Origin of the sequence: Brevibacillus sedimenti (assembly GCF_020923495.1) — a bacterium.
Taxonomy (GTDB): domain Bacteria; phylum Bacillota; class Bacilli; order Brevibacillales; family Brevibacillaceae; genus Brevibacillus; species Brevibacillus aydinogluensis.
The window spans coordinates 1,778,742-1,800,268 of the sequence record NZ_CP064048.1 but is presented as its reverse complement, the minus strand read 5'-3'; the positions used below and the strand labels follow the sequence as shown (position 1 = coordinate 1,800,268).

Annotated in this window: 21 protein-coding genes; 8 read left to right on the top strand and 13 right to left on the bottom strand. The window is 57.5% G+C overall.

Going from position 1 to position 21,527, the window contains the following annotated elements; translation table 11 throughout:
- Positions 1–12: 12 nt before the first annotated feature.
- The 3 genes from speE to IRT44_RS08845 all read right to left on the bottom strand — a co-directional run bounded on the left by speE (position 13) and on the right by IRT44_RS08845 (position 2,225).
- A complete protein-coding gene (gene speE, locus IRT44_RS08855; protein WP_171565094.1) occupies positions 13–876 on the bottom strand; it encodes a polyamine aminopropyltransferase in 864 nt (287 codons plus the stop codon).
- Positions 877–962: 86 nt separating this feature from the next.
- Positions 963–1,670: an HAD family hydrolase gene (locus IRT44_RS08850; RefSeq protein WP_212132656.1), complete on the bottom strand. Its 708-nt coding sequence runs from the start codon at positions 1,668–1,670 to the stop codon at positions 963–965.
- A 132-nt stretch (positions 1,671–1,802) separates the two neighbouring features.
- Positions 1,803–2,225, bottom strand: a complete 423-nt coding sequence (locus IRT44_RS08845; RefSeq protein WP_212132679.1) for an acyl-CoA thioesterase — start codon at positions 2,223–2,225, stop codon at positions 1,803–1,805.
- A 422-nt stretch (positions 2,226–2,647) separates the two neighbouring features.
- Between IRT44_RS08845 and IRT44_RS08840 the strand changes: the two genes are divergently transcribed.
- Positions 2,648–3,571: a DMT family transporter gene (locus IRT44_RS08840; RefSeq protein WP_171565097.1), complete on the top strand. Its 924-nt coding sequence runs from the start codon at positions 2,648–2,650 to the stop codon at positions 3,569–3,571.
- Here the strand turns inward: IRT44_RS08840 and brnQ are convergent.
- The 3 genes from brnQ to IRT44_RS08825 all read right to left on the bottom strand — a co-directional run bounded on the left by brnQ (position 3,568) and on the right by IRT44_RS08825 (position 7,115).
- Positions 3,568–4,917 carry a branched-chain amino acid transport system II carrier protein gene (gene brnQ, locus IRT44_RS08835; RefSeq protein WP_230077781.1) on the bottom strand — a complete coding sequence of 450 codons (1,350 nt, stop codon included), beginning with the start codon at positions 4,915–4,917 and terminating at the stop codon, positions 3,568–3,570. The genes IRT44_RS08840 and brnQ overlap by 4 nt on opposite strands.
- 152 nt (positions 4,918–5,069) lie before the next feature.
- Positions 5,070–5,999 (bottom strand): DNA-3-methyladenine glycosylase 2, encoded by a 930-nt coding sequence (locus IRT44_RS08830; RefSeq protein WP_230077780.1) that lies wholly within the window; start codon positions 5,997–5,999, stop codon positions 5,070–5,072.
- 195 nt (positions 6,000–6,194) lie between these two features.
- Positions 6,195–7,115 carry a proline dehydrogenase family protein gene (locus IRT44_RS08825; RefSeq protein ID WP_230077779.1) on the bottom strand — a complete coding sequence of 307 codons (921 nt, stop codon included), beginning with the start codon at positions 7,113–7,115 and terminating at the stop codon, positions 6,195–6,197.
- 238 nt (positions 7,116–7,353) lie between these two features.
- On the opposite strand from IRT44_RS08825, the gene IRT44_RS08820 reads away from it, so the two are divergent.
- Entirely contained in the window at positions 7,354–9,054 is a 1,701-nt protein-coding gene (locus IRT44_RS08820) for a sigma-54 interaction domain-containing protein (RefSeq protein ID WP_230077778.1), read from the top strand.
- 468 nt (positions 9,055–9,522) lie between these two features.
- Here the strand turns inward: IRT44_RS08820 and IRT44_RS08815 are convergent, their stop codons facing one another.
- Positions 9,523–10,680 (bottom strand): PQQ-dependent sugar dehydrogenase, encoded by a 1,158-nt coding sequence (locus tag IRT44_RS08815; RefSeq protein ID WP_230077777.1) that lies wholly within the window; start codon positions 10,678–10,680, stop codon positions 9,523–9,525.
- Between the two features lie 128 nt (positions 10,681–10,808).
- Here IRT44_RS08815 and IRT44_RS08810 point away from each other — a divergent pair, with 128 nt between their 5' ends.
- Both IRT44_RS08810 and IRT44_RS08805 read left to right on the top strand, forming a co-directional pair.
- Positions 10,809–11,030: a hypothetical protein gene (locus IRT44_RS08810; RefSeq protein WP_171565103.1), complete on the top strand. Its 222-nt coding sequence runs from the start codon at positions 10,809–10,811 to the stop codon at positions 11,028–11,030.
- Between the two features lie 31 nt (positions 11,031–11,061).
- Complete coding sequence (locus tag IRT44_RS08805; RefSeq protein WP_171565104.1) at positions 11,062–11,265, top strand: hypothetical protein; 204 nt, start codon at positions 11,062–11,064, stop codon at positions 11,263–11,265.
- A 102-nt stretch (positions 11,266–11,367) separates the two neighbouring features.
- Here IRT44_RS08805 and IRT44_RS08800 read toward each other — a convergent pair whose 3' ends face one another.
- The gene (locus IRT44_RS08800; RefSeq protein ID WP_171565105.1) at positions 11,368–11,988 is read right to left on the bottom strand and encodes a PilZ domain-containing protein; all 621 of its coding nucleotides are present in this window, start codon (positions 11,986–11,988) and stop codon (positions 11,368–11,370) included.
- Positions 11,989–12,107: 119 nt separating this feature from the next.
- Here IRT44_RS08800 and IRT44_RS08795 point away from each other — a divergent pair, with 119 nt between their 5' ends.
- A complete protein-coding gene (locus IRT44_RS08795; RefSeq protein ID WP_171565106.1) occupies positions 12,108–12,281 on the top strand; it encodes a DUF5325 family protein in 174 nt (57 codons plus the stop codon).
- A gap of 10 nt (positions 12,282–12,291) precedes the next feature.
- Here the strand turns inward: IRT44_RS08795 and IRT44_RS08790 are convergent, their stop codons facing one another.
- The 3 genes from IRT44_RS08790 to IRT44_RS08780 form a co-directional block, all read right to left on the bottom strand.
- A complete protein-coding gene (locus IRT44_RS08790; protein ID WP_230077776.1) occupies positions 12,292–13,347 on the bottom strand; it encodes a tetraprenyl-beta-curcumene synthase family protein in 1,056 nt (351 codons plus the stop codon).
- Positions 13,348–13,525: 178 nt separating this feature from the next.
- Positions 13,526–14,446 carry a response regulator gene (locus IRT44_RS08785; protein ID WP_230077775.1) on the bottom strand — a complete coding sequence of 307 codons (921 nt, stop codon included), beginning with the start codon at positions 14,444–14,446 and terminating at the stop codon, positions 13,526–13,528.
- A gap of 4 nt (positions 14,447–14,450) precedes the next feature.
- Positions 14,451–15,737: a sensor histidine kinase gene (locus tag IRT44_RS08780; protein WP_230077774.1), complete on the bottom strand. Its 1,287-nt coding sequence runs from the start codon at positions 15,735–15,737 to the stop codon at positions 14,451–14,453.
- 199 nt (positions 15,738–15,936) lie between these two features.
- Between IRT44_RS08780 and IRT44_RS08775 the strand changes: the two genes are divergently transcribed.
- Genes IRT44_RS08775 through IRT44_RS08765 form a run of 3 tightly spaced genes read left to right on the top strand, consistent with a single transcriptional unit; the run spans position 15,937 to position 19,431 of the window.
- Positions 15,937–16,947, top strand: a complete 1,011-nt coding sequence (locus IRT44_RS08775) for a TAXI family TRAP transporter solute-binding subunit (protein WP_230077773.1) — start codon at positions 15,937–15,939, stop codon at positions 16,945–16,947.
- Between the two features lie 6 nt (positions 16,948–16,953).
- Entirely contained in the window at positions 16,954–17,484 is a 531-nt protein-coding gene (locus IRT44_RS08770; RefSeq protein WP_230077772.1) for a DUF1850 domain-containing protein, read from the top strand.
- On the top strand, positions 17,485–19,431 hold the full coding sequence (locus tag IRT44_RS08765; RefSeq protein ID WP_230077771.1) for a TRAP transporter permease: 1,947 nt from the start codon (positions 17,485–17,487) through the stop codon (positions 19,429–19,431).
- Positions 19,432–19,682: 251 nt separating this feature from the next.
- Here IRT44_RS08765 and IRT44_RS08760 read toward each other — a convergent pair whose 3' ends face one another.
- Together IRT44_RS08760 and IRT44_RS08755 are read right to left on the bottom strand one after the other, a co-directional pair.
- Positions 19,683–20,024, bottom strand: coding sequence for a hypothetical protein (locus IRT44_RS08760; protein WP_230077770.1), 342 nt, complete (start codon positions 20,022–20,024; stop codon positions 19,683–19,685).
- Positions 20,025–20,531: 507 nt separating this feature from the next.
- Entirely contained in the window at positions 20,532–21,431 is a 900-nt protein-coding gene (locus IRT44_RS08755) for a CvfB family protein (protein ID WP_171565116.1), read from the bottom strand.
- Positions 21,432–21,527 lie beyond the last annotated feature (96 nt).

Genomic DNA, 21,527 nt, shown 5'->3' with positions numbered 1-21,527 from the left:
GAAGGAGAGGGATTATCCCTCTCCTAACGTTTGCTTTATAAAGACCGGCAGATGAAAACACTGATGGATGATGCCCTCATCGACATACCGCGTATCCTTTCCGGAGACGCGCCCGGCTACCGGCTGATCGTACGTCTTCGACCCGAGGGTAAAGCTCCACAAGCCTCCCGGGTACGTGGGCACAACTGCCGTGTACATGCGGGTGATCGGAAACAGTTGGCTGATGTTGCGGTACGTCTGCCCCATCACATCGGCGTGAAAGATGGGGGACTGGCTCTGGCAGACCATCAGCCCGTCCGCTTTCAGCGCCTGTTGCACATGCTCGTAAAACGAATAGGAAAACAACTGCTCCGCCGGGCCGATGGGATCGGACGAATCGACGATGATCACGTCGTAGGTATCTTTCATCTCGCGGACAAACTCCACCCCGTCGCGATACAGGAAACGGACGCGGGGGTCCGACAAGCCGCCCGACACTTCGGGCAGATGCTGTTTGCACACCTGCACAACGCACTCGTCTATCTCCACCAAATCAACCTGTTCCACTTCCGGATATTTGCACACTTCACGGGCCGCCCCGCAATCTCCACCGCCAATCACCAGAACGCGGCGAGGCTGGGGATGAAACGCCAGCGGCACATGGGCAATCATTTCATTGTAAATAAATCCATCCATTGATGTTGTTTGCACAACTCCGTCCAAGACAAGCATCCGGCCAAAATCGTAGGAATCGAGAATCATCACATGCTGAAACGCTGACTGTTCCTCGTGGATCACTTCACGAATCCGGTAACGAATCATCAGGTTCTCCCGTTCGTTCTCGGTCAGCCAGCACGAACCGGCGCTGTTTTGAACAAACTTGGGCAATACGCTCATTTCTCACCCTCCTGAAAAACAAATAGAATCATTATCACCCTATCGAAAAATCGAATGATTTTCAAGGATGCGCGCGCTGCCCCCCCTCAGGCGACAATTTCCCAAAGCTCTTCCAACCGTTTGATCACAGCGAGGGGCTTGTGATCCGTAGCAGGCGGCACGCCGGCGGGATTCAGCCATACTGCCGAGAGGCCTGCATCCATCGCGCCGGCGATGTCAGCTGTCCAGTTGTCCCCGACGAACAGCGCTTCCGCCGGGGAAGCCCCCAAGCGCTCAAGTACAGCCGCGAAAATGCGCCGGTCCGGCTTGTGCCAGCCAATCTGCTCGGAGACGAACACCCTCTCAGCGGGAAAGAGGGGGGTGAGCCCCAGGCGTTCAATTTTTTCAAACGCCATGTCCGCAGGTCCATTGGTGACAATTGCCAGGGTGTACCGTTCTTCAAGCTGCGTCAGCAGCGACTGAACGGCGCGGTCGGGAACGACGGCTGCCATGCAGGCGGCCACATACTGCTCCTGAAAGTCGTCCAGCCGGTCTGTCTCCCCCCGGCGCCCAAATTCGGCGAGGGTGCGCGACAGCCGCAGGCGGCGCAGTTGGTCAAAGTTGATCCGCTTCTCCCGGATGTCCGCCCACAAGGCGTCGCTGTGCCGCTGCAGCGCCTCGTACACGGCATCGGGGTCAAGCCCGATCGTCAGCGGGTGGGATGCGATCGTCTGCCGCATGCCCTTTTCCCAGCAAGCTGAAAAATCAAACAGCGTGTCGTCCAAATCAAACAAGATCAGCTGAAAGTCCGGCATGGCCCTCCTCCTTTGCAAGCGTTTCATCGATGCGCCGGTTGTGCGCAAAAAAACAGCCCCCATCTTACCCATTGTAGAAGAAAAACGGGTAAAATGGAGAGGCCATTGTTGTCAGGCTGACCATGTTGTTGGTTATCCGCTGGTCTGCCCGCTCGGCATCGCCTCAGCCAGCGCGCGGGCCAGATCGTCCGGCAGCGGGACCGAGCGTCGCGCAACCGTGTCGATCATCACCATCGTCACGTCGGCGTCTGCCGCCCGTTCGTCCTGCTGATTGTACAGCTCCTGGCGGATGACGAAACTTTTCTCCCCGATTTTCACCACGGAAGTGCGCACCTGCACCTGCTCCAGCATCCGCAGTTCCTTGCGGTAGTTGATCTGGATGCTGACCACGACCGGCATGATCTGCCGCCGCTTCAGCTCCTCCAACGTAAACCCCTGCTGAAACATCCAGTCAAACCGGGCCCACTCCATGTACTCCAGGTATTTGGCGTTGTTGACGTGCCCGATCACGTCGATGTCGGTCGAACGAACGACCAGATCAAACAGATGCTGCATCCCCATCGCCCCTCTCTTCCTTCGCCTGTCTTTTTTCCAGTATAGCGAATGACCGCCGCTGAGTGAATATTCATTCGCAATATTCAGAAGGATTCTGCTGTTTTTTCTTCTCACATTCCTTATAATGAAAGCGTACAGACACATGAGGGAACCGCACGCTGAAAGGGACCTGATCCCTGTCAGGCGGGCGTTGGGACAGCTTGGTTACCACACCGGTTGCACGCCGGCCGGATCGGCGTGATGCGCCGGTGCGCAGGCAGCCGGACGTTTTCCCATCTTCCGGGAGGTGAAACACAATGGCACGTACCCTGTTTGAATGCGATGTACCCGGCGTTCCCCTCACCTAGCCGGTGCGGGAACGATCCTCGGATGTCCCCCCGGCACGCGACACGCAACACACCACATTTCCGGGAGGGGCTAACATGATGAATCCACAGTGGAAACAGCAGTTGATTGGAGGCGTGTGCCTCACGCTTGCCGCCGCTATCTGGGGCGGCGTATACGTCGTCAGCAAAGTGGTATTGGATGTAATTCCGCCGTTTACGCTCCTGATCATCCGCTTCACCATCGCGCTGGTGGTACTGGGCGCCTTTGTCGCAGCGCGGCGGGAGTTTATTGCGAGACGGGATTTTCCGCTCATCATGACCGTCGCGTTTGTCGGCGTCACGATTTCGATTGCCGCCCAGTTTGTCGGCACCAAACTCTCTACCGCCCACATGGGAGCGCTGATTACCTCGGCGTCGCCCGCCTTCATCGCCCTGTTTGCCGTCTGGCTGTTGAAGGAACGGATAAATGGACGGCAGTTGACCGGCATCCTGCTGGCCACCGTGGGCGTGCTGATCGTGATCGGCGTCCCGGACGAGGCTGATGCCCAATCGTCCCTGATCGGCAACCTGATTCTGCTGCTGGCAGCGGTCAGTTGGGGATTGTACACGGTGTTGAGCAAAAAGGCGACGCTCCGCTACTCATCCCTGTCGGTGACGACTTACGTGGCCTTGTTTGGCATCATCTTTACCAGTCCGTTGATGGTGTGGGAACTGTCGGTGACGCCCGTCACCTGGGGGTTCGGCTGGGAGATTTGGGCCGGCGTGCTCTACATCGGCATCATCTCCACGGCGGGGGCGTTTTACCTGTGGAACAAAGGATTTGAGCTGATGCAGGCGGGCAGCGGGGCAGGATTTTTCTTCATCCAGCCAGTCGTGGGCGCGCTGCTCGGCTGGCTGCTGTTGAACGAGCATCTGGGCCTCGGCTTTTTTGCGGGAGCCGCGTTCATCTTTGGCGGCGTCGCCCTGTCCAACCTGCAGCAAGCGGAATCGTACGAGAAAAACGAAGGCACACCCCATTAGGGTGTGCCGCTTGTTGTTTCCTGGTATTTCGCGCCCCCTGGCTGACGAACGCATCCCACGAGGAAGCCGATCGCAGCTCCGCATACTGCGGGGAGCAGCCAGCCGATGCCTTCGTTGTAAAGCGGAAGGTGTGCAAATACCGACGTGATCCCGTCAAGCGAAAGCCCGAACTGTTTGAGCCCATCGACGATGCTGATAATTGCGGTAGCGATGGTGGCTCCGACGTACACTTCCGAGTATCCGCGGAACAGGCGATGCAGGAAGGAGAGCAGCATCAGCACAATCGCGATCGGATAGATCATCAGCAGCACGGGAACGGAAATGGCAATCAACTGGGTCAAGCCGACGTTGGCCACTGCCGCGCTGAACAGGCTCAGGATCAGCGCCATGGTTTTGTAGGACACGCCCGGCAGCCGTTCCGAAAAGAAATGGCTGCAGGCGGTCACCAGACCGACCGACGTCGTCAGGCAGGCGAGTATGACACCGGCTCCGAGCAGCAGTAGTCCCTTCCCGCCAAACAGGTGCTGAACCACCGTTGTCAGGATTTGCCCGCCATTTTCAGACTGACCCAGCGAGTGGCTGGTCACCCCCAGGTACGCAAGGGCGAGATAGACCAGCGCCAATCCGGTGGCGGCGATCACTCCCGCCTTGACAGTGGCCCACCCGAGCTTTTTGCGTCCGGTGATGCCGCGGTCCTCGATCGCAGACGTGACAACGATGCCGAACACCAAGGCAGCCAGGGCGTCAAGGGTGAGATACCCCTCCACGAAGCCCTTGAAGAACGGCGCCGTTTGGTACGCTTCGGCAGGCTCGCCCGCTGATCCAATGGGATGCAGGAACGATTGGACAAACATCACCGCAATGATCAGCAGCAGGGCCGGCGTCAGCACCTTTCCGATGCGGTCCACCAGTTTGGAAGGACGCAAACTCAGCCAGAAGGTGACAGCAAAATAGACCAGTGTAGTGAGAAACAGCGGCGCCCAGCTCGTCTTCGCGCTTTCAGGGAGAAACGGCAGCACGCCCATCTCGAAGGCAACCGTTCCGGTCCGAGGAATCGCCAGAAACGGCCCGATGGCCAAATAGACGACAACGGTAAATACGGCGCCAAATACCGGGTGAACCCGGCCTGCCAACATCTGCAAATTTCCGCCGCTCATCCCGGTGGCAATGACACCCAGGAGCGGCAACCCCACACCAGTGATGATAAACCCGGCCATGGCCTCCCATGCATGGGTACCCGCGGCTTGCCCCAAGGCCGGCGGGAAGATCATGTTGCCCGCTCCGAAGAACAGGGCAAACAGCATCAGCCCGATGGTCAGGGTTTCTCTATGGGTTAATTCTCTCATGGTTTTCCTCCCCAACTCTCAGGTAAATTGAAATTTTTTGAAATTTTTTAAAGTCCCTGTGAAACGCTCAGGTATCACACGAGTGTTAACTATATACCTTACGTTCGTTTTTTTCAAGTCCAAATAATGACAAAAAAAGACGCCCAGAGGCGTCATGCGTTCTGATCTTCCTTTCGTTTGACAGCGCCGACCGCTTCCCACACATAAAGCGACACATAGCTGCGCCAGGGTGCCCAGCTCTCGCCAATCCGGCGGATTTCCTGTTCGTCCGGCTTGCCCGGCAGGCTGTACACCAACTGGATGCCGTTGCGCAGTCCAATGTCGGCCGCGGGCAGCAGATCCGGCCGGCCCATGCCAAACATCATTAGGCACTCCACCGTCCATCTGCCGATACCGCGCAGCGGTGTGAGATATGCAAAAATCTCCTCGTCCTCCATCCTCCACAAACTGTCCAGATCGACACGGCCATCCACTACGGCGCGGGCGAAGTCGATGATGTATTCCGCCTTGCGCTGACTGAACTGCAGCGGCCGCAGTTCTGCCGGCTCCAGGCGGGCGACCGCCTCGGCCGTGGGAAAAGCAAAATAAGTGCGGCCTTGATCGTCCTGCAGCTTCTCTCCCGCCAACTCCAGCAACCGACGGGTCAAAGCAGCGGCAAACGGCAGATTCACCTGCTGTCCGATGATCGTCCGGACCATCGACTGAAACAAGTCGGCGTCCAACAGAAAGCGAAGCCCGCGAAAGCGCTCCGTCAGCGGGCGCAGGACATCATCCTGCCGCATGTGCCGGTACAGCGGCTCCAGGTCCACGTCGACACTGAACATGTGCCGGATCGTCGCTTCGAGCGCCATCTTTTCACTGGCGGTCAAGGCTGCATCCGTCCGCCATGTGATCGCCGGTTGTTCCACATCCCCGGTAAAATGCAGGGCCGCCACCACGGGCCGCTGTCCGACGCGAAACACGCGGCGGATCATTCGCGCTTCCGCCTCCACCTGCATCTGCGGGTCCGGGTGCGTTTCCAGCCTCTTCAGCAGCCGTTCAAACGAATACGGCGGTTGCACGGCAATTATGGAACCATCCATCGACACACATCGCTCCTCTCTGCGCGGACATCCAGCCCGTCGTGCTTGTATCCAGCCTACACCAAAAAAGGCCGTATGTCACACGGTTGGTGACAACACGGCAACAAAACGTAAAAGGACTCCTGAACCATGCCTGTGGGAAAAAACATCCTCGCCCGCCCAACGCGGGGCAGGCGAGGATCGTTTGGCGGCTTCTTACTTGCTGAACAGCCCTTTGATCACAAACGCCACGTTGGCCGGACGCTCGGCCAGACGGCGCATGAAGTATCCGTACCAGTCGTTGCCGTACGGCACGTAGACGCGCATTGTGTATCCTTCGCGCGCCAGCTCGATCTGGGACTGCGGACGAATGCCGTAGAGCATCTGGAACTCAAACTGCGTGCGCGGAATGTTGTACTCTTTTTCCAATTGCTTCACGTAGGCAATGATGTTGTCGTCGTGCGTGGCGATCGCGGCGTAGCAGCCGTTCAGCAGGTGCTGCTTGATGATCTTCTTGTAGTTTTCATCGACGTCTGCCTTGTTCGGGAAAGCCACTTCCGGCGATTCCTTGTACGCCCCTTTGACCAGTCGCAGGTTGACCTTCTTTTCTTTCAGCTTTTCGACGTCTTCGCTGGACTTGTACAGGTAGGCCTGGATGACGGTGCCCACGTTGTCGTAGTCTTCCAGGAGTTCGTCCAGAATCTCCAGCGTCACTTCGTTGTGTGCGTAGTCCTCCATGTCAATCCGCACGAAAATGTTGCCGTTTTTCTTGGCTGCGTCCAAAATCCGCCGCATGTTGTTCATGCACAGATCGCGGCTGATGTCCAGGCCAAGCTGGGTCATTTTCAGCGACAGGTTGCAGTCCACGCCGGATTGGTGAATCGCTTCCAGCGTTTTGATGCAGTAGTCTGCCGACTCGTTGGCCTCTTCCACGCTGTAGACGAACTCGCCCAGGTGGTCCAGCGTGCAGACAAGCCCCTTTTGGTTCAACTGGCGAACGGTTTTGATCGCTTCGGCAATCGTTTCACCGGCGACGACGCGGCTCGCGCCGAACCGCAGGCCCCACTTTTTCGCCGCAGCGTTCAGCGTCTTGTTTTTGGACAGGAACAGGAAAAAGTCTTTCATGAGTTGTTCCATGAGAAATCGGTCTCCTCCTCAACAGGGATCTGTGTCCATATACCTAGCAGGAATCGTGCCAAACGGGATGAACAGGACAGATGCCAGCGATTAAGCTTGCTGACACACAGGAAATTACACACATATGTACAGATTGTGTCCATTCTTGTACACTTTTGATTACAAGGTAAAACACTGTCCATCCGGTGGTTGGCCTGTACCATGCGTGTACTTCTTAGTTTGGATAGGAAGTGATTTTTTGAAACCGTTATTTTCTCTCGATTGTCCATTGGCTTGTCTGGCCGAGCCAATCGGCTCCGCTGCTGTCAGTATACGTGATGGCGAAACGGAAGGTGTGCTGCACCTCGACGATCGCGACGCTGCTGTTCTCGTCGTCCCGGAGAAGGAGACGCTGCTGAAGGCGGGTGAACAGCTGCTTGCCTGGAAACGCCCCTCTGTGCCCGATCTGGTGACGCTCAACGAGGCAAACACTCCCTCCGGCCTGGTGACTGCTCATCGGCTGTTCAGCGCTTTCGTCACGTTGGCGCAAAACCAGTCCGCCCTGCTGCACACGCTGCTGGACACGATGAGCGAGGCCATTACGATTGTCGATATGCACAACGTGGTTCATTACTGGAACAAGGCTGCCGAGAACATTTACGAAATCGACCGCGCGCAGGTGGTGGGCACGCCGCTGGACGCCCATTTCGACAGCGAGTCCATCCGCCTTCTGGACGCGCTCAAGCAGGGCACCTCGGTGCAGCGGGTCTACCACATCCCCCGGCCGGACCGGCACGTGCTGATCAACGCCGCCCCGATCCGGCAGGAAGGGGATATTATCGGCGCGATATCCATCGAACAGGATATTACAGAACTGGTGCGGCTCAACGAGGAACTGTCCCACACCACCGCCCACCTGCACAATCTGCAACAGGAGATGAGCCGCTTTCAGGCGGCCGACGACCCGTTTTTCACGATCAAGGGACATTCCGCCGCCATTCAGTCGGCGATTCAAGCGGCGCGCAAGGTGGCTCAGACGGACGCTACCGTCCTCATCTACGGCGAGAGCGGCGTGGGCAAGGAACTGTTCGCCCAGGCCATCCACCAGGCCAGCCGACGGCGGGAGAAGCCGTTTATCGCCATCAACTGCGGGGCCATCCCGGCTGCGCTGTTTGAAAGCGAGCTGTTCGGCTACCAGGGCGGAGCGTTTACCGGAGCGGAGAAAAAGGGAAAGCCCGGCAAGCTGGAACTGGCCCACGGCGGAACGCTGTTTTTGGATGAAATCGGCGAACTCCCGTTGGAACTGCAGGTCAAGCTGCTGCGCGCCCTGCAGGAGCGGCAGTTTTACCGCGTGGGCGGCACCGAGCCGATCACCGTCAACACCCGGATCGTCGCCGCTACCAATCGCCAGTTGGAACACATGGTGGCGGAGGGCCGCTTTCGCGAAGACCTCTACTACCGTCTGAACGTCTTTACGCTGGAGATTCCGCCGCTTCGGGAGCGGCGTGAGGACATTCCCGAGCTGGTGCAGTTGTTCCTGCACGAGTACGCCATCGCCAACGATCAGCCTGTCCCGCGCATCACTCCGGACGTGATGCAGGCCCTGATTGACCACACCTGGCCGGGCAACATCCGCCAGCTTCGCAACGTCATCGAGCGCCTGTCCATCCTGCAGGAAGGAGGTGTCATTCTGCCGGAGCACTTGCCTTCCGCCATCCGCTCCCTGACGTTGGCAGCGCCGCCTGCCGTGCCGCTGACACCCCCGTATGCGCCCGTTTCCCAGACTTCACCGGCGGGCTACCCGTTCGCTCCGGACTCGGCCCTGTCGGAACGGGAACGCATCCTGGCCGCGCTTGATCGCACCTACGGAAACAAAAAGGCGGCGGCCGACCTGCTCGGCATCTCGCGCGGCACGCTGTACAACAAAATGAGAAAGTACGGGATCAGCCATGAGCGGTAAGGGGACGCTGCAGCTTAGTACCTGTTCATGATCGCATCTGCTTGCCTGCTGCAAAAAGAAACGCCCAATCATAAACGATTGGGCATCAGACTGAAGACAAACGGTTCATTGAGTTAGCGTCCACAAAAAATGATTTCCAGGCCGAAAGGCCTGCCCATTCATCAACCGAAGCGGAAGACAATGTGCATCGCATGGCGGGATGGGCCAAGCGAGCTCCTTTGACGACCTACTCAGCGGAAAAACGAAGACGCGGGAATCAACAGGGGACACAAGTCTCACTTCCTCGAAATACCCAGATGTTTGTCCCCTGCCCGCGTCTCGTTTTGGAGCGGACATCATTCGCTTCTGTGCTGGGCGTCAAGCGAGCGAGCGGGCCCGCTCTCCCATGCGCCGCGGACTTGTCTACACGCTGAACGCCCAATCATAAACGATTGGGCATTTTTGTCGATCATCGCCGCACCGAAGCAGCTAACGTCCAGGTCTCAGCCGAATGATGCGGTCGTCTCCGGGCCCAGGCTCACCGCGTCCATCCCGGTTGCTGGTCAGGAGGTAAAGCGAACCGTCCGGCCCTTCCACGACATCGCGAAGCCGACCGTATTTGTTTTGGTAAAACACCGAAAACGATTGGACGACAGAAGGGTTCCCCGGGTCCAGGGCGACATTCAGGAGTTGTTCACCGCGCAAATTGGCGACCAACAGCCGTCCTCGCCACGGGCCTCTGGTCACAAATGTCATTCCCGCAGGGGCCCAGGTGGTGTCGCCGCTGTGCAGGATCGGCGCTGTCATACCGGCAGCCTGCTGATCCCCCTGGATGACCGGCCAGCCGTAGTTGCCCCCCGGCTCGATCAGGTTGAGCTCGTCGTGAGCGAAAGGGCCGTGCTCCGAACTGTACATGCGGCCAGAGGACGGACTCCAGCCAATCCCCTGCGGATTGCGGTGACCCCAACTGTACACCGGTGATTGCGGAAACGGATTGTCTGCCGGTATCGTACCGTCCAGGTTGAGGCGCAGGATTTTCCCCGCCAGACTGGAGAGGTCCTGTGCCCGTTCCGGGACGCGGGCATCGCCGGTGGTGATGTACAGCCGACGGTCCGGGCCGATTTTCAGTCGTCCGCCGTTGTGAATCACGTCCCCCGGAATCCCGTCGATCAGCACCTTGTCCACCCGTGCCCGATTGTTCTCCTCCCGCAGCCGCACGACACGGTTGTAGGTGCTGTCTCCCTGACGATAGGTGTGGTACACGTACAGCCAGTGGTTGGCGGCAAAATCCGGATCGACGGCCAGCCCCAACAGACCGCCTTCCCCTTCGCTCGTGAACGGCGCGGGAAAGGTGATAAGCGGTTCCGGAAGCAGCCTGCCCTGCTGGATCACGCGCACGCTCCCTGGCCGTTCTGTAAAAAAGATGCGCCCGTCCGGGGCGACGTCCAGCGCCCAGGGCACGTTCACGTTGTCTGCCAGCGTCTCCGGCGTATACGGCACCTCCTCATCCGCCAGCACCGTGGGACGGGGCGCCGCGACGACCGGTTCCACAGCTGGTCTTTCCTGCCGTTCTGCGTTATTTGCTTCACACCCGCCGGCAGCCATCAAGGCGATAGCCGCAGCAACTGCCATCATCCACTTCCTCATCTCATCCCTCCGACAGCCATCTTCTCAGTCAGTTTGGTCATTTCGCCTCCTGAACAAAACTCCCGCAGGCTTTTTATACTTTTTTCCAGCCTTTTCTGCTACGCTCCCTTTCGGAAGGAGCGTGATTCATGGTGCATTCCTGCTTCTACTTGGTGCGGAAAAGTCGTCTTCCCCGCTATACGCGCAAATTGATCCGCCTGCGGATTCCGTTTGTGCTGGAAGAGACACACCGCATCATCAGCATCCCAGACGGCTACGTAGCCCTGGTGTTTCCGGAGTTGCCCGCACGCCAATACCAACTTGTTTTCCGGACATTCGGCTTTGACGGCCTTCCGTATCCGCATGTGTAATGACCTCTCTCTCGGAAAGGAGGTGATTGCCATGACGAAGCATCTGTACTTTGCCGTTCGTCTCCAGGACGCGGTGCACTTCATCCGGGTGTTGACCAGCCACGGCATTACGCGTTACCATCTGGAGCCGCACGAGGATCACGTTGCCTTCGTGTTCCGCAGCGTCTCTGCTGTCCGGTACACCATGCTCCGGCATGTCTTTGGTGCAGATGGCAAGTCTCGTCAAAGCCGTTGACAAGCGGACCGGCGTTCCCATGAGGGGCGCCGGCCCCCTAACCTTCTCTTTCAAGCAGAACAGAAAAAAATTGGTTCCCTGTCAGAACCAATTTGCATTCCGCTATTCCGGTTGAGCCACCCTCCGTTCTGCCAACTGCCGCTGCAGCAGGTATTTGCGCAACGTGTGAAAATATCTGGAGCCAATGCCGACAATTTTGCAGCCGTAGAAGTAATGCGGTCCCTCGACACGCTCGTGGATCACCTGCAGGTCAGCCTGAACGATGCCATCGGCGCGATTGCGGCCGTACAGCTCCACGTAGAAGCACAGCTTCCGTTCGTCGGGAACGGGCTTGTTGGCGCGGATCGCCAATCCCCCCAGACTCAGGTTGACGAGATTCACCTTTTGATAGAAAAAGGCATTGGGCGCGGCGGAATCGACGGACTGATACTGGACCCATCCCTGGACGTCCATGTCAAACCGCGGATATCGACGGCGCTGCTCGCGAAATTCCATGACGGTCGGCGAGTGGAACAGAAAGAGACGATTGCGTTCTTTTGCCAGCACCACCGCTTCAAAATTGTTGATGGTGTCGTAGTCGCTGGTTCGCACACAAGGCAGTTGGTCCCCCACCGTCACGTCCACCTGGTCGGGAAAGACAGCCTCGATGAGGTCGCCCTCTTCATAGATAACGCTGCCTTCAAATAATTGCTTGCCTTTTCGAATTTGCAAGATGCATTCCATCTGCAGTCTCCACCACTTCACACAAAAATTTGCCGGCTTTTCCGGAAAGACTCACGCGATCGTTTTCACGGAAAATGAGGTATAATGGGAACATTGACAGATAGGAGGTTACAGAACCCATGAGTCGTTATCAATGGATTACATTGGCGTTGGCACTTGCCGTGGCCGCGTGCTTCATCGGAGTAGGCGTGGCCATCGGTGAACGCAGTTGGCTCGGCGTGGTGGTCGGAATCGTCGGAGCGATCGTCCTGATGGGACTCGGCTTTACCTACAAGCGCAAACACATGCGCTGACCCTATGGCCTCAACGCCGAACGAGCAGGCTGTTCACGTAAAACAGCACGGACGTAAACCCCTTGGCCTGTTTCAACAGCTCTCTGGCAATGGTGTAAATGTGCGGCTGGCTCCGGTTTACCTTGCGATCGGCGAGGTAAAAGGCGACCAAGCCGTCTACGATCATACGGTGAAACGCAGGATTGGGCAAGTGGTCGACGCTTGCCTTTGCTTGTTGTATAAAGTACCGCATCCGCTCCGTCGCTTCCTGCTCCGAGGCGTAATAGCTGACAAAATTGAGATCGCCGCCCAAGCGATCCTCTTCCAGATCGATCAGGTAATCCAGCAGGATGTGCAGCCCGCACACCCATGGAAAGTAAGCCGCGGTGACCGCCTCGATCTCTTCGTCCGGGACGTGCGGCTCTGTCGCCAGGCAAAACAGGGCAAAGATGCCGATGGTCGATCCGGTAACGGCGGCAAACTCCTGCCAGTACAGATCCCGGTGCCGCTCCTTGTGCTCGTCCCACCAGGCGAGCAGTTGTTTCTCCCGCTGATCGGGAGCGATGTGCTTGTACACCTGCAGGTCGCTGTAAAGGCGGGACAGTTCCAGCACGCGCGGCATGATTTTGCTGTAGCCGGGAAGCTGCCGGGCATGGCGCTGGCTGGTCAGCACGAGGTCGGCCAAAAAACCCCCGTCGTCCTTTTCCTTGTGAAACCGGTAGTAATCCTGCAACGGAGCACCGGGTGTCAAGGCGTCCTGCATGGACAGATGAAGCTGCCGGAAGTCTTCGGGATCGAGCGACGTGCTGCGGTCGCAGAGATTGTCCAGGTAATCGCTGATCGTTTGGTAGGCTACGATGAGCGGTACGACGACCTCAACGTGAGGGACCACCTGAGCGGCGTAGACGGACCCGCCCTCGCAGTGGAATTTCTTGGTCTCCATGCTGGACAGCGCCTGCTTGCGGAGTTCCGGGTCCGGAATCGCCTGCGCCCGCCGGTACCAGGCGGCAAACTCCCGTTCCAGCACAGGACGAACATGACGGTAGATCCTGTACAACAGCTGCCACGGATGTCGTAGTTCCCTCACGTCATTCCCTCCTTATACACATAGCACTATCTTACCACAAATACCCTCTCTTCTCCTCATTGTTGCCGCGTGCGTGCCAATTTCTTCACACCTTCCGAAAAGAAGGGGAACACCTTCTGCCACCAGGCATGGACGGAAGAATGGACGGAGGAAAGAACGCCATGCGGGGAACAGCAAACTATCCGATCAGCCGTTTGGCCTCCAGATACAGCACCAGGATGAATTTTTTTGCGTTGATCCGGATGGACGACGGAGCCGGTTCGATATGGGTCTCCAACTCCTTCATCCGTTTGCGCACTTCGGTAAAGTCAAAAAAGGTAGTCGCGTAGCTTTCAAACTTCGGGTGGGCGTAGTCGGTCAACCCGAGTGACGCGAGGTGGGTCAGCGCCTGATAGATTGCCCGGCGCACCCGCTGTTCCGCAGCCTTTACCTCTTTTTGCACGTCGGCGGCCGCCGCCTGCCAGCCCAATTTCTCCGCAGCCACGCTGGCAAAGATGTCTTTCAGGGCGGGAAACTTGTAATCGCCGGCTTCTTCTTTTTCCATCCGGTAGAGGTAGTCCAGCATGTCCAGCAAATCCTTGCTGCCGCTTTCCCCGATCATCCCCAATTCCGTCAGCAGGAATTTGCCCGCCGTGCGGATCGTCCTGTCCGGCACTGGCTGCTCTTTTCGCTCGCCGCCCGCGCCTTGGGTCAAGACACTGAGCGATCGCTGGATGCCCTCGATGGAGCGCTGCAGCAGGATGCGCTCCCGCACCTTTTGCAGGACGCTGATCACCTCCAGTCGGTTGATTGGCTTGGTGATGTAGTATTCGATGCCCTGGGAGTACGCTTCCGCGATCATGTCCTTGGATTCAACCTGCGAAATCATGACGACGCGGCCGGAAAAGCCGGACAAGTGGCGAACCGTCTCAATCCCGTCGCGGTTCGGCATCAACAGGTCGATCAGCAGGATGTCGACTCCCTTCAGTTCCAGGTAGTTTTTGTCGATCCGCGAACCGTCCTCCGCCTCTCCGGCCACTTCCCCCAGATCGGCGTCCTCGATGATGTGAGCCAGCATCGAACGGATGGCCGGATCGTCATCCACAATAAAATAGCGCATGTCATCATCCTTTCTGCACAAGATGGGCGACCGGCAGGCGAATGATGAAGACAGCGGCGTACCCGTCCGTGTTTTCGCAGATCTCGACGTGCCCCTGCAGGGTTTCCGCCACTTCCCTGACATACGAAAGCCCGATCCCGGTGGACGGTTGGCCCGACACGTCGAACTTGGTGGTAAACCCGGGCTTGAACAGCAGTTCCTTGTCCTTGACGGCGATTCCCGGTCCGTCGTCGCCGACCGCAAACCGCAGCCACTCCTGCCTCTCGTCCAAAGCGGCGGAGACGGCAACCGTACCGCGCTCCCGGATCGCTTCCACGGCGTTGGCGACGAGGTTGTTCACCAACGACAGGGTCGTGTAGATGTGGCAGGGCAGTTCGGGCGCGTCCACGCGAGCCTCAAAGCGAATGTCCTTGCCCAGCAGGCGGGCGTACTTTTCGTTGGCGCGGACGATGATGCGGATCAGTTCTCCCAGCGGCAGGTAGTCCTTGGCGTTTTCGTCGGAAATCAGCTTGGACAGACCGGCGTAAATCCGCTGGTTGTCCTTTTTCACCTCGTGCACCTGCCCGGCGATGCGCAGCGCCTGCCGGGCGAAGGCCTCGCCGTTCTCGTCGCGGGCGCTGTCCTTCATTCGGCGGTACAGATCGTAACACTCCCGCGTGATCTCCTCCACCTGCCGCAAGGTTTTTTTCAGATGAACCGACTCCTCGTACAGGCTGGCGATCAGCATCAGCATGCGCTCGCTGCGGATGCGCTGCTGCTCCTCCATCCACTTCGCCTGACGGAGCTGGATCACGTTGAAAAAGCTGAGCACGAAAAAGCTGCGAATCAGCGCGATCGCCGACACCGGCCAGATCACCGAAAGCTGAAGCACCGCCTCCCACGACGACGCGCGAAACAAGAGCTCCACCAAATTGCCCCCTATCTCCGCCAGTGTCGCCAGCCCGCCGACCAAAAGCGGCCGGTGATGCCGCTCGTTGACGCGGAACAGCGAGAAGAGACAGAAATACGTCACGTAAAAGAAAAAGGCGGGCAGGTGCATGTGGATGGAGGCGAACAGATCAAATCGCTCGGACACCGACCAGTCCAGCGCCACCCGGAACAGCACCACCAGGCAGCCGGTCAGCACTCCGCTCACATACGCCGGGATCTTGCGCAGCCACAACAGGAAAAAGAAAAAGGCGGTCGTGCCGAAACTCACGCGAAAATCGTCCTGAAACGGGTGAAATTTCAACTCGCCTGCGATCGGCACGGCAATCAGCATCAGCATCAGAATGTATACGCTTTCTCTCATTGGTTTCCGCTTTCGTTTCAAGAAGGTTTCGACATTATTTTATTTTACTATAATTTTGCATAGATTTTTGTAGTTTTTTGTAGATAGGCGCTTACACTGACGGGTAGAATAGTCCCTTCATTCCCGCAAAATTATTGTATTATTGCGAAAAAAGGGTACTATAAGATATGAATGACTATTTACATAAGGGGGAATTTTCATGAAAAAACGCAGTCTGCTTCTCTCTCTGACGCTGCTCGTCACGATGTCGCTCGTGACGGCATGTGGCGGCGGCGGGAACAATGCGCAAGGGGGCCAGGGCGGCCAGGGCGGCAATGCCGGCGGCGGCAGCAGCGATCCGAGCCAACTGATCATCGCGACCGGCGGCACCGGCGGCACCTACTATCCGCTTGGCGGGGGCATGGCTGATCTCATCAAGAAAAACACCGGGATAACGGCAACAGCGACAGCAACCGGCGCTTCGGCAGAAAACGTCCGCCTCATCCGCGACAATCAAGCCGATATTGCTTTCATCCAAAACGACATCGCCGAGTACGCAAGCAAAGGCACCAACATGTTCGCGCAAGACGGCAAAATCGATTCGTTCCAGGCGATGGGCGCCCTCTACAACGAGACCATTCAGATCGTCGTCTCCAAAGACAGCAACATCAAGAGCGTCGCCGACCTGAAAGGCAAGCGCGTCTCCGTCGGCTCTCCGGGCAGCGGAACGGAAATGAACGCCCAGCAAATCCTGGAGGCGTACGGCCTGACTTTTGACGATCTGAAGCTGCAGCGCCTCTCGTTTGCCGACTCCGCGAAAGCCATTCAGGACGGCCAGTTGGACGCCGCGTTCCAGACGGCCGGCACGCCGACCGCGGCCATCACCGAGTTGGCCGCCACTACAGGCGTAAAGATCATTCCGGTTGACGCGGACAAGATTGACGCGCTGATCCAGAAGTATCCGTTCTACGTAAAAACGACGATCCCGGCCAACACCTACCAGACCGTACAGGAAGATATCAACACCGTCTCCGTCAAGTCGATGCTCATCGTCCGCTCCGGCCTGAGCGAAGACCTGGTGTACAAGGTGACCAAGGCGATCTTTGAGAACACGGACAAACTGGGGCACGCCAAGGCAAAGGAAATCAAGATCGAAGACGCGCTGAAAGGCGTCAGCCTGCCGGTACATCCGGGCGCGAAAAAGTTCTTTGACGAAAAAGGCGTACAGTAAGACCCCATGTTTCTGCGCAAACAGGCAGGAACCGGGAAAGGGCGGACGTCGTTCCGCCTTTTCTCCTTCCTTCTTCTGACCGCTGTGATTCTGGCGGCTCTCATCCCCGTGTTCCCCGCTCTGGTCATCCGTGACACGGAGACAAACCGGCTGGTGTGGAGCGGCCGAATCGCCGAAAACGGCACATTTGCCATACGCTGGACTCATTCCATCAACCGCACGCCCGTGGTGGAGACGTACCGCGTCCGAAACGGGCAGATTATTTTATCCGAACTGACCTTTCAGGATTACGGGATCGGCATGGAAAGCCAACTGGCTCCCGGTGAACAACTGATCAGCCGTAACGGTCTGTTTCGCATCGTCAACATGCACCGCACCTTCCCCGCCCTCCATCTGTTTATCGGACAGGTGAGGGCTCGTCATACACTGCTTTTCGCCGGACGGGAAATCCCGCTCGCCGACGTGGACAATCCCGGCGCGGCGGTCACTGTCCGGGTGGAGAAGCGTTCCATTTTGCAAGCGATTGGAGGGTACTAGATGAGCACGCAACAGATGAGTCAACAGGAAATGGAACAGTTGATTGCGCAGTACGACAAGGAATCCGCCGTGCGTCAACTGACCGGGCCGATGAAGTGGATCACCTTTGTCCTGCTGGTTCTGTTTTCCGTCTACCAACTGGTCAGCACGCTCTTCCTGACGCTGCCGCCGCAGATTCACCGCCCCATCCACCTGGCGTTTGGCCTGGGACTGGTCTATCTGCTCTACGCCGGCCGCTCGAAAGGGAGAAATAGCGGCAAGGTGGGAATCGTCAACATCATCCTGTCCATCGTCGCCGTCCTGGTGTCGCTCTACTGGGTTTTCGATTACGACGGGCTGGTGATGCGTACGGGGAACTACACCACGCTCGACCTGGTGATCGGAGGCGCGGCGATTCTCCTGGTGCTGGAGGGGGCCCGCCGCGTCGTGGGCCTGCCCATCACCATCATCGCCTCCCTCTTTTTGCTGTACACGTACTTCGGCCCGTACATGCCCGGCTTTTTGGAGCACCGCGGCAGCGACATCAGCCGGATCATCGGCCATTCCTTCTACACGCTGGAAGGGATTCTCGGCACGCCGCTCGGGGTGTCGTCCACGTTCATCTTTCTCTTCATCCTGTTTGGCGCCTTCCTGGAAAAGACCGGCGTGGGCGAATACTTTAACGATTTGTCGCTCGTGATCGCCGGACGCCGCATTGGCGGACCGGCAAAGGTGGCCGTCTTCTCCAGCGCCCTGCAGGGAACGATCAGCGGAAGCTCCGTCGCCAACGTGGTGACGTCCGGCGCCTTTACCATTCCGATGATGAAACGCCTGGGCTACCGCTCCGAGTTTGCCGCCGCCGTCGAAGCGTCGTCTTCCACCGGCGGACAGATCATGCCGCCGGTCATGGGCGCCGCCGCCTTCCTGATGGCGGAGTTCATCAACGTTCCGTACATGGAGATCGCCAAATCGGCTGCGCTGCCGGCCATCCTGTTCTTCACCGGCGTCTGGATCATGACGCACTTCGAAGCCAAGCGCCTTGGGCTGCGCGGCCTGACCCCGGAAGAGCTGCCGGACAAAAAAGAGGTGCTGAAGAAGCTGTATCTGCTGCTGCCGATTCTGGTGATCATCGTCGTGCTGATGATGGGCGTCTCGGCAGAGCGCTCCGCGATCATCGGAATCGCGTCCACGGTCGTCGTCGGCGCGTTCCGCAAAGAGACGCGCATGTCGCTCGCGGACATCCTGGAAGCGTTCGCTTCCGGCGCCCGCACCGCTCTGGGCGTGGTGGCGGCAACGGCCTGCGCCGGCATTATCGTCGGGATGGTCACGCTGACCGGCATCGGGCTGAAGCTGGCCAACGGCTTGATTGACCTGGCGGGCGGCATTCTGTTTCTCACCCTGTTCTTCACCATGATCGCGTCGCTGATCCTGGGGATGGGCACACCGACCACGGCCAACTACATCATTACATCGACGATTGCCGCTCCCGCCCTCATCCAGATGGGTGTGCCGGACATCGCCGCGCACATGTTCACCTTCTACTTCGGGATTATTGCCGACATTACCCCGCCAGTTGCGTTGGCGGCGTTCGCTGCGGCCGGTATCGCCAAATCAAAACCGATCCAGACTGGGGTGGAATCAACGAGGCTGTCCATCGCAGCCTTTATGGCGCCCTACATCTTCGTCCTGTCGCCGCAGTTGCTGTTGATCGACACCACGTTTTGGGAATCGGTGTGGGTGTTGATCACCTCCACGCTCGGCATGATTGGCGTTGGCGCCGGTCTGATCGGCTTCTGGATGTCGAAGCTGAATCCGCTGGAGCGTATCCTGGCTGTCTCAGGCGGCGTTTTGGCCGTAATGCCCGGACTTGCCACCGACTTGTCAGGTTTCGCCCTGCTGGCGCTCGTGTTTGGTCTCTCCTACTTCAGGGGGCGCAAGGAAAATCAGCAGATTCAGATCGCTTCCTAAGCCAGGTGCTAGATGGTTTTATAAAACTACAGGCTGTCGATGCCATTTCGACAGCCTGTTTCTTTTTTACGCGAAGCAGTCAAAAAAATAGCTCTCCTCTTATCCCAGACGGGCCAAGTCGGAGAGCTACATTTTTTTATCACGCTGCATCAGTATTGTCCAATGGGGTGAATAAGGGTCTTGGATTTCCCTTCATGTTTCACGGGGTGGTTTGGCCAAATCGGAAGCTGAAAACGGTTAAACACAGCTTGTTACTCTAACATTTGCTCAAGAATTTTTTCACCTTTTTTATAAACGGATCCGTCGAGTGTAAATCGGTACAGAACCATCTTTTTGCTCTTGGTGTCATATATCCATAAAAACCTGCTGCCATCTTCCAAAGTGGAATGCAAGATGACAGCATCACCGCTGGACAACGCCCCATCCTGAGCGAAGAGCGGCTCTGATAACTGCGGTTTCGTCTGAAGATGATAGATGATTTCTCTTGACGTCTCTTTTGCAGTCTCTGCAATCGAAACAATTCCGTAAACAACCGCCACTGTAAGTATCGAAAGTAAAATACCTACCCATATTTGAAACCAGTTGCTTTTCATTGCCAACCTCCTCCTCTCGTGGTCACTATTAAAATATCAAAATTTGTAATCTATTCCATTAATGAATTTTTCCGGGGGGGTATGACTTTTATGAAATGTCCCGAATGCAGCTACGAATTGAATCTGAATGAAAAACATTGGAGTCATGAGGGGGAAAATGTCTACGTTATACACTCACAGTTGCATCATGAAACGATGTACCACGAAATCGTTGAGCATTACTTGGCGTTGCCTGGCAAAGCTCCCGATGGGAACCGCTCATACACTCACATTATCATTGATGATGGTATGTCGCAAATTTGCGGTTGCTCTACCTGCTTTATTCAGAGCCACAGAGTACAAAGCAGAGTGGAGAAGCTCTATAGCGAACAGAATATATATTTTGGTTTTACTTTTTGACAATGTATTATCGCACGGCGGGATGGGCCAAGCGAGTCGCCCCCATCACCCCATGCACCACGGACTTCGTCTACACACTGACGGGCCCCTGTTTAGGGACCCGTCTTTTTACTTGCGAATCAATCTTGTCCAGCCTTCGTCCTGCTCCACCTTTTGCTCCTTCATCAGCTTGCCCAGGGCCCGCTTGAAGGCTGACTTGCTCATCGCGAACTTCTCCCGGATGATGTCGGCCGGGGTGTCGTCCGTGTACGGCATCGCTCCGCCCCGGTCGATCAGGTAGTGGAGAAGCTTGTCCGCGTCTTCTGCGTACCGGACTTCCTTGCGCGCATGCATCGAGCCGTTCAACCGGCCGTCTGCGCGCACGTAGCTCACTCGGCAGCGGACCGACTGCCCCAGGCGAAGCGGTTCCGTCATCTCGTCGCGGTGGACGAACAGCACGTGCTCGTCGTCCGTAAACAGGAACGCTCCCTCCTGGATCACTTTGTAGACCGTGCCTTCCACCCACTTGTTGTGCATGTCGTTGTCGGCCGGGACCGCAATCCGGCTGATTTCCTCCTCCGACACCGGCCTGGCCAGCAGACGTCCCTGCTTGTCCCGCTTCAGCGTCACCAGCAGGCGGTCACCCGCGCGAGGCCATTCCTGCCGCATCTTGGGGAGATCGTCCACGAACAGCAGCAGGTGCTTCTTGATGCCGTTATCCAAAAATACGCCCAGGCGCGGGGACACATCCACCACTTCCAGCCAGCCGTACTCGCCCCACGATACATAGGGCATCTGCATGGTAGCCGCCAATCGATTTTCATGGTCGTGGTAGAGAAAGACGTCCACCTCTTCACCGACCCGGAGCGGACCGTCTGCTTCGCTCCGGTGGAGAAACACCTCCGCCTCTCCCTCGTGAAGAAAATAGCCGAAATCCGTCTGCCGCGCCACCGTCATCGTCACGGTCATGCCCGCCTGGAGGTGGGTCAGAGCGGTGTGCACCCGGTTTTTGTTGTGCCTCTTGTTCATTTGCGTCCTTTCCTCTCTCTCCTGTTTGCATCCTAACTATACCCAACCGGCGGCAATCCATTCCACACCTTTTTGCCCATCCCGCAGAAAATTCGG